Annotated in this window: 7 protein-coding genes; 2 read left to right on the forward strand and 5 right to left on the reverse strand. The window is 76.5% G+C overall.

What is annotated here, in order from left to right; genetic code table 11:
* Both PYV61_RS17380 and PYV61_RS17385 read right to left on the reverse strand, forming a co-directional pair.
* Window positions 1-352 (reverse strand): methyltransferase domain-containing protein (locus PYV61_RS17380; protein ID WP_275833918.1); only part of this gene is annotated, 352 nt, incomplete at its 3' end.
* Between the two features lie 16 nt (window positions 353-368).
* Window positions 369-2426, reverse strand: coding sequence for a M1 family metallopeptidase (locus tag PYV61_RS17385; protein ID WP_275833921.1), 2058 nt, complete (start codon window positions 2424-2426; stop codon window positions 369-371).
* A gap of 229 nt (window positions 2427-2655) precedes the next feature.
* Between PYV61_RS17385 and PYV61_RS17390 the strand changes: the two genes are divergently transcribed.
* On the forward strand, window positions 2656-4452 hold the full coding sequence (locus tag PYV61_RS17390) for an EAL domain-containing protein (RefSeq protein WP_275833923.1): 1797 nt from the start codon (window positions 2656-2658) through the stop codon (window positions 4450-4452).
* A complete protein-coding gene (locus PYV61_RS17395) occupies window positions 4449-5237 on the forward strand; it encodes an NAD-dependent protein deacylase (RefSeq protein ID WP_275833925.1) in 789 nt (262 codons plus the stop codon). The genes PYV61_RS17390 and PYV61_RS17395 overlap by 4 nt, the downstream gene beginning before the upstream one ends.
* 60 nt (window positions 5238-5297) lie before the next feature.
* Here the strand turns inward: PYV61_RS17395 and nfi are convergent, their stop codons facing one another.
* Genes nfi through PYV61_RS17410 form a run of 3 tightly spaced genes read right to left on the reverse strand, consistent with a single transcriptional unit; the run spans window position 5298 to window position 7431 of the window.
* Complete coding sequence (nfi, locus tag PYV61_RS17400) at window positions 5298-5981, reverse strand: deoxyribonuclease V (protein ID WP_275833927.1); 684 nt, start codon at window positions 5979-5981, stop codon at window positions 5298-5300.
* A 35-nt stretch (window positions 5982-6016) separates the two neighbouring features.
* Window positions 6017-7027, reverse strand: a complete 1011-nt coding sequence (gene rsgA, locus PYV61_RS17405) for a ribosome small subunit-dependent GTPase A (RefSeq protein WP_275833929.1) — start codon at window positions 7025-7027, stop codon at window positions 6017-6019.
* Window positions 7024-7431: a hypothetical protein gene (locus PYV61_RS17410; protein WP_275833931.1), complete on the reverse strand. Its 408-nt coding sequence runs from the start codon at window positions 7429-7431 to the stop codon at window positions 7024-7026. Before PYV61_RS17410 ends, rsgA begins: the two co-directional genes overlap by 4 nt.
* Window positions 7432-7517 lie beyond the last annotated feature (86 nt).

Genomic DNA, 7517 nt, shown 5'->3' on the forward strand with positions numbered 1-7517 from the left:
GCGCCGCCCCGACGTGCATGTACGGCAGCGCGACGCGCGAGAAGACGAGGTCGAACGACGCGTCGCCGTACGGCAGCGCCTCGTCGCGCGCGGCGGCCAGCGCCAGCGCGGGCCACCGCGCGCGCCCGGCGGCCACCGACGCCACGACGACGTCGACGCCGCACGCCAGGCGCCCGGCGGCGGGGTGCAGGACGGCGGCGGCGGCGAGCGTCTGCCCGGCGCCGCACCCGACGTCGAGCACGCGCCGGTGCCGCGCGCCGAGCGGCGGCATCAGGTGCTCGGGACGGCGCGGGTCGAGGGCGATCTCGAACTCCGCGAGGTGGTAGTCCATCGCCTCCGTCGCCGCGCCCACGCCGCGCCCCCGCGCCTCAGCGCGCCGGCGCCGCGCAGGCCGGCGGCGTCCCGCGCGGCCACGCGTTGTCCGACGGGTCGCGGTCGGGGAAGCGGCACTGCGGGTCGAGCACCACCCGCTCCACCCCCCGCCCGAAGTCGAAGGTGGCCGCGAACGTGCGGCTCCCCGCGAACCACACGTCCGCCGGGTACGTCACCTCGGCGGTGTTGGCGTCGAGCATGCGCGCGTTCGGCACCGCGCGCGCCTGCCCGCCCGGCGCCAGCGTCACGCGCAGCACCACCGGCGACGGCATCTGCCCGTCCTGCCGCACGGTCACGGTGGCGCGCGTGCCGCTCGTCGTCACGTCGCGGATCGAGCCGTCGACGCTCTCGGTGGCGAACAGCCAGGAGTACCAGAACCACCCGAGGTCGCGCCCGAGCGCGCGGTTCATGAAGAACATGTAGTCCCACGGCGACGGGTGCTTGTACATCCACGCCCGCGCCCACTCGCGGTGCGCGCGCACCACCGCGCTGTCGCCGACCACGCCGCCGAGCGCCGACAGGAGGAGCGGCGTCTTGGAGTAGGTCGTGAAGCCGTACGACGCAGGCCCGGCGTAGTTCGCGTTCCACATCATCGGCGGCTCGCTCTCGCTGCCGCTGGTGCGCCCGTACGACTGCCCCAGCCCGTCGAGGACCGCCGGCTTCCCCGCCGCGTCGGCGTCGGAGAGGATGTTCATGTACTGGTTGAACCCCTCGTCCATCCAGCCGTACCAGGTCTCGTTGTTGCCGACGACCATCGGCCACCACTGGTGCGCGGTCTCGTGGTCGGCCGCGCCGCGGTTCGAGTTGATGACCATCGGGTACTCCATCCCCGAGCTCGGGCCGTCCTGCAGGGTGAGCTGCGGGAACTGGTACGGGAACCAGAGCCTCGAGTAGAACTCGAGCGCGTGGCGCGCGATCTGGCCGGCGTCGCGGAACAGGTTCGCGCGCCCCGGCAGGTAGACCATGTGGATCGGGACGCGCCCCTTCTCGGGGATCGTCGCCCGCGTGGCGGCCCACACGAACTTCTTCGCCGTCGCCCACGCGAAGTCGTTCACGCTGTCGGCGACGAAGTGCCAGACCAGGCGGTCGCCGGCGGCCGTCGCCTGCCCGGGCCCGACCTCGTCGGGGCCGACGATCACGGTGGTCGAGTCGCTCGCGAGCACGCGCGCCAGCCGCTCGCGGGCGCGCGCCGTCAGCACCTGCTGCGGGTTCTGGAGCAGCCCGGTGCCGCTGACGATCCACCCGCCGGGGACGTCGAGCTTCACGTCGAAGCGGCCGAAGTTGTTGTAGAACTCCGACGGCCCGAGGTACAGCTCCGGGTCCCAGCCGCGCAGGTCGTCGTACTTGGCGACGCGCGGGTACCACTGCGTCGGCTGGTAGAGCGTGTCGGCCCACCGCTGCGTCATGCGGTGCCCGACGCCCGGGCCGCCCGGGAGCTTGTGGTTCCACTCGATCTCGAGCGTCGCGCGGGCGCCGGGGGCGAGCTTGGTCGGCAGGGTGACGCGGGCGTTCGTCGTGCGCCCGCCGAGCAGCGTCGGCACCGCGCGCGCCTGCGCGGCCTGCGCCGCCTGCGCGTTCTGGATCGCGCGCGCCCCCTCGGCGCTCGCCGCCGGCTGGCCGAGGCTCACGCTGTCGCCGTTCAGGCGCATGCGCGTGATCACCATGCCGTCGGTCACCTCGGCGGGGACCCAGGTCGCGGCCTGCGGCGTGTTGCCGAGGAAGACGTTCGGGTCGAGGCGCAGCCCGATCGCCGACAGCGAGTCGGGGCTCGCGTTGTGGATCACGACCGTCTCGCGGCCGGTGAGCCGCGACGTCGCCGGGTCGAGCCGCGCCTCGATCGTGTAGTCCGCGCGCAGCTGCCAGTAGTTGCGCCCCGGGCGCCCGGTCGAGTCGCGCGTGCCGGCGGCGTGCGCGCGGCGGATCGCGTTCGTCATCGGGATGTCGCGCCGCACGGCGCGCTCGGGGAGCGGCTGCGCCAGCGGCTGCGCCGACGTCGCGGTCGGGAGGGCGGCGGCGCCGGCGAGCAGCGCGAGCGCGAGGAGACGGGCGGTCATGGACGGGCCGGGCGGTGAGGGGTGGTCCCCGAGAGATAGCACCGGGATGGCACGGCAGGGAGCGCCGGGAGGCGCGTGACGACGCGGGCGCCGCACGTGAGGGTCGCGCGGCTTGCGGCGCGGCGGAAACCCACCATCATGCGGCGAGACGGATCGGGCGGCGCGCCGAGTGCGCCGCGGGGCCGTCCGCGCCGGCACCGCGCCCGGCCCCCTCAGCCACGACCGCTCGATGACGTCCGACTCGCTCAGCGCCGCGCCCGCCGGCCACCCCGAGCTCCCCCCGCCGCCGGCGGGGGGCTGGGAGCCGGGGCCCCCGCCCGAGGCCGGCGCGGAGGCGCGGCTGCGCGCGCTGTTCGAGCTGCACGTCGACGGCGTGCTGGCCGTGGCGCCCGAGGGACGCATCACCGAGGCGAACCCCGCCGCCGCCGCGCTGCTCGGCGTCCCGGCGGCGGCGCTGCGCGGGCGCGACGTGCGCACCCTGTTCACCCCCGACGACGTCGCCGGCAGCAGCGAACGCGTGGCCGCGGCCATGCTCGGCGCCGCGCAGAGCTGGGAGGCGACGCTCGAGGGGCACGAGGCGCGCAGCACGGTGCACCTGGCCGCCGTGCCGATCGTCGAGGACGGGCTGGTGATGGGCGCGTACCTGATCGCCCACGACGTGACCTCGCACCGCGTGCTCGAGGCGCAGCTCGCGCACCGCGCCTTCCACGACCCGCTGACCGGGCTCGCCAACCGCGCCCTGTTCCGCGACCGCGTCGAGCAGGCGCTGGCGCGCGACCCGAGCGGCGAGCACGTCGCCGTGATCTTCGTCGACCTCGACGACTTCAAGAAGATCAACGACACGCAGGGGCACGCGTCGGGCGACGCCCTGCTCACGCGCGTGGCCGCGCTCCTGGTCGACAGCACGCGCGGCTGCGACCTGATCGCGCGCCTCGGCGGCGACGAGTTCGCGGTGCTCCTCGGCCGCATCGCCCACCCCGACCACGTCGAGGCGGTGGCCGCCCGCATCGGCGCCGCGCTCCGCCGCCCGATCGCGCTCCCGCTGCGCGACGTGGTGGTCGGCGCGAGCCTCGGGATCGCCCACGGGCGCCCGGGCATCGGCCCCGACGAGCTGCTCAAGGACGCCGACCTCGCGATGTACCGCGCCAAGGCGGCCGGAAAGGGGCTCCCCGCCGCCTACGCCGCCGGCGCGCAGGCGCTCGCCGAGGAGCGCCAGCGCATGCACGCCGACCTGCAGCGCGCGCTGGAGGGGGACGCCTCGGGGGGGCGGCTGTCGCTCGCCTACCAGCCGGTGATCGAGCTGGCCACCGGGCGCGTGAACGCGTACGAGGCGCTCGCGCGCTGGTGGCACCCCGACCACGGCGACATCGCGCCGTCGACCTTCGTGCCGCTCGCCGAGGAGACGGGGCTCGTGGTCGCGCTCGGGCGCTGGGTGCTCGGCACCGCGTGCGCGCAGCTCCGCCGCTGGGAGGCGACGGCGATGCTCGGCGACCGCCCCTGCGTGCGCGTCAACCTGTCGCGGTGCGAGCTGGAGCAGCCGACGCTCCTGCGCGACGTCGCCGACGCGCTGGAGCACGCGGGCGTCGCCGGCGCGCAGCTGACGCTGGAGCTCCCCGAGGCCGCCGTCATGCGCCGCCCCGAGGAGTCGTTCGTGACGATGCACGCGCTGCGCGAGCTGGGCGTGCGCCTCGCCATCGACGACTTCGGGAGCGCCGCCTCGTCGCTCGGCCACCTGCAGCGCTTCCCGGTCGACGAGCTGAAGATCGACCGCGCCTTCGTCGGCGCCGCGCCCGAGGACGCCGACGCCGAGGCGGTGGTGCGGTCGGCGGTCGCGCTGGGGCGCGCGCTGCGGCTGCGCACCGTCGCCGAGGGGGTGGAGCGCCCGGCGCAACGCGCTTGGCTGGCCGACGTCGGGTGCGAGATGGCGCAGGGCTACCTGTTCGCGCACCCCGACGCGCCGGGGCCGGTGCACGGCGCGCTGCCGACTGTGATCCACGCCGACGCGCCCCCGCCGCCGCACGGGTGAGCGACGCGCACGACGTGGCGCGCGCCCGCGCGCTGCTGCGCGACGCGCGTCGGCTGCTCGTCTTCACGGGCGCGGGGGTGAGCGCCGAGTCGGGCGTCCCCACCTTCCGCGGCGCCGGCGGGCTGTGGAAGTCGTTCCGCGCCGAGGAGCTGGCGACGCCGGCGGCGTTCGCGCGCGACCCGCGGCTGGTGTGGGAGTGGTACGCCTGGCGCCGCACGCTGGTCGCGGCGTGCGCCCCCAACGCCGCCCACGTCGCGATCGCCCGGCACGCCGCCGCGCACCCGGGCACGACGGTCGTCACGCAGAACGTCGACGGGCTGCACCAGCGCGCCGCCGCGGACGTCGCGGCGCATGCTCGGGGCGCCGCGCCGGTGGTGGCGCTGCACGGCACCCTGTTCGGCGAGCGGTGCGTGCGCTGGCCCGCCTGCCCGACGCGCGGCGCGCTCGCCCCCGCGGTCGACGCGTCGTCCGTCGACACGCTCCCGCGCTGCCCGGCCTGCGGCGCGCTGCTCCGTCCCGACATCGTCTGGTTCGGCGAGCCGCTCGACCCGGCGGACCTCGACGCGGCCTTCGACGCCGCGCGGGGCGCCGACGCGTGCCTGGTGGTGGGGACGAGCGCGGTCGTGCAGCCCGCGGCCAGCGTGGCCGCCGCCGCGGCACACGCGGGCGCCCCGCTCGTCGAGGTGAACGCCGAGGCGACGCCGCTGTCCGCGCTGGCCACGGTGACGCTCCGCGGCCGCGCGGCCGAGGTGGTGCCGGCGGTGCTCGACCGGGGGAGGACGTAGGACCGGCCGACACGAACCCGGCAGCACGATGCCGGTGGGTCCATCATACCCCGCTTCGAACTAGGCCTCTCCCCGCCGTTCCATCCGTACCGCATTGACGAGCCGGTGCGCCTTCCGCGTCGTCTCGGGCTCGCGGTACCCCGCGCTCACCGCGACCACGAGGGCGACCGCGGTGTCGACGTCCATGAGGTGCCCCGGCGACACGAACACCGGCTGCACGTTCGCGCGCAGCCGGACCGCCGCGCCGACGGTCTCCTTGCGGTGGACGAGCGGCGCGCGCGCGAGGCGGTCGGGCGCGAGGTCGGCGTGGCGGCCGACGAGGATCGACTTCGCGCACCCGATCGACGGCGTGTCGAGCAGGAGGCCGCCGTGGCACGCGATGCCGAAGCGGCGCGGGTGCGCGAACCCCTGGCCGTCGAAGATCAGGAGGTCGGGACGCGTCGCCAGCCGGTCGTACGCCGCCAGCACCGCCGGCAGCTCGCGGAAGGACAGGAACCCCGGCACGTAGGGCATCGGCACCGGCGCGACCGCGGTCGCCTGGTCGACCACGTCGAGCGACGGCAGCGCGAGCACGACGATGCCGGCCACGCACTCGGACGCGTCGCGCTCCATCGACACGTCGAGGCCGGCGACCAGCCGCGGCGCGAACCCTGGCGGCGGGCGGAGCACCAGCTCGGCGCGCAGCCGCTCCTGCAGCCGCGCCGCCTCGTCGATCGACGTCGGGAACTCGCGCGGCACCGTCATGCCGGCGCGCCGTGCACGGAGCGCGCCGCGCGGCGTCAGGCCCACTCGGGGGGCGTGCCCTCCAGGATCTCCTCGCGCAGCTTCACGTAGCTGTCGTACCGCGCCGGGCTCACCCCCCCCGCCGCCACCGCGTCGCGCACCGCGCACCCCGGCTCGGCCACGTGCGCGCAGTCGGCGAAGCGGCACTGCTCCAGGTGCGGCCGGAACTCGGGGAAGCACGCGTCCAGCTCGTCCGCCGTCAGCCCCCAGAAGCCGATCTCGCGCAGCCCGGGCGTGTCCACCACGAACCCCTCGCCCGGCGGCACCCCCGGCAGCGGGTGCAGCAGCGCGCCGACCGTGGTGTGGCGCCCCTTGTTGACGCTCTCGCTGATCGCCCCGACGCGCAGCGACAGCCCCGGGAAGAGCGCGTTCATCAGCGACGACTTCCCGACGCCCGACGGCCCCGTGAGCGCCGACGTGTCGTGCGCCAGCGCCTCGCGCAGCTCCTCGAGCCCGTGGCGCCGTGCGACGCTCGTGACGTGCAGCGGGTAACCCGCGCGCTCGTAGTCGGCGAAGCGCTCGCGCACCGCCGCCGCGCCGCGCGCCGCGTCGCCGTCGCCCACCAGCTCGGCCTTGTTCACGACGACGCGCGCCGCGATCGCGTTGGCCTCGGCGACCACGAGGAAGCGGTCGAGCATGCGCGGGTGCGGCTCCGGGCGCGCGGCGGCGAACACCACCACCACCTGGTCGACGTTCGCCGCCAGCACGCGCTCGCCGTAGCCGCCGCCCGGGCTGCGCCGCGCCAGCTTGGACGTCCGCGGCGCGATGGCGTCGATCGCCCACGCCCCGCTCTCGCGCGCGTCGCCCGCGAGCGTCACGCGGTCGCCCACCGCGAGCTTCCCGCGCCGCGACTCGGAGGCCACCGTGTCGCGCCGCAGCGACCCGTCGGAGCGCCGCCCCTCGTCGCTCTTCTTGAGCCGCCCGCGCAGCGACGCCTCGCGCACCACGCCGTCCTCGCCGAGGACGCGCCAGACGCCGCCGGTGCCGGAGAGGACGACGCCGTTCACGGCGCGGGCTCCCCGTCCTCGGCGGCCATGACGTCCCACCACTTCCGCTTCGGCGCGCCCCCCTCCTGCTTCCGGATCAGCGCGTCGAGCGTCGCCTTCACCGTCAGCAGCGGCATCCGGCCGAGCTGCGCGAGCGCCGACGCCTCGTCGGCGGCGCGCACGACGTAGTCCGTCTCCAGGTGCGCGTCGATCCCCGGCGCGCCGACGCGGCGCCAGCGCAGGAAGAGCAGGTACGCGCCCCACGGGCGCGCGCCGTCGCCGGTGTCGTCGGCGCACAGCTCGACGCTGTACGACAGCCCGTCGATCCCCTCGAACGCCGCGGGGCGCTTGTGCACCGCCGTGTAGCCGCCGAGCGTCGACTCGTCGCCCGCGGCCGGCTCCGGCGGGAGGTGCAGCCCCGACATGCGCGTCCCCGCGGCGGTCAGCGGCGGTCGGCGCCGGGGCCGGCCACGTCGGCGTGCGCCGGCTCGCGCGCCGGCGCGTCGCCGGC

The organism is Roseisolibacter sp. H3M3-2, from assembly GCF_029211165.1.
Taxonomy (GTDB): domain Bacteria; phylum Gemmatimonadota; class Gemmatimonadetes; order Gemmatimonadales; family Gemmatimonadaceae; genus Roseisolibacter.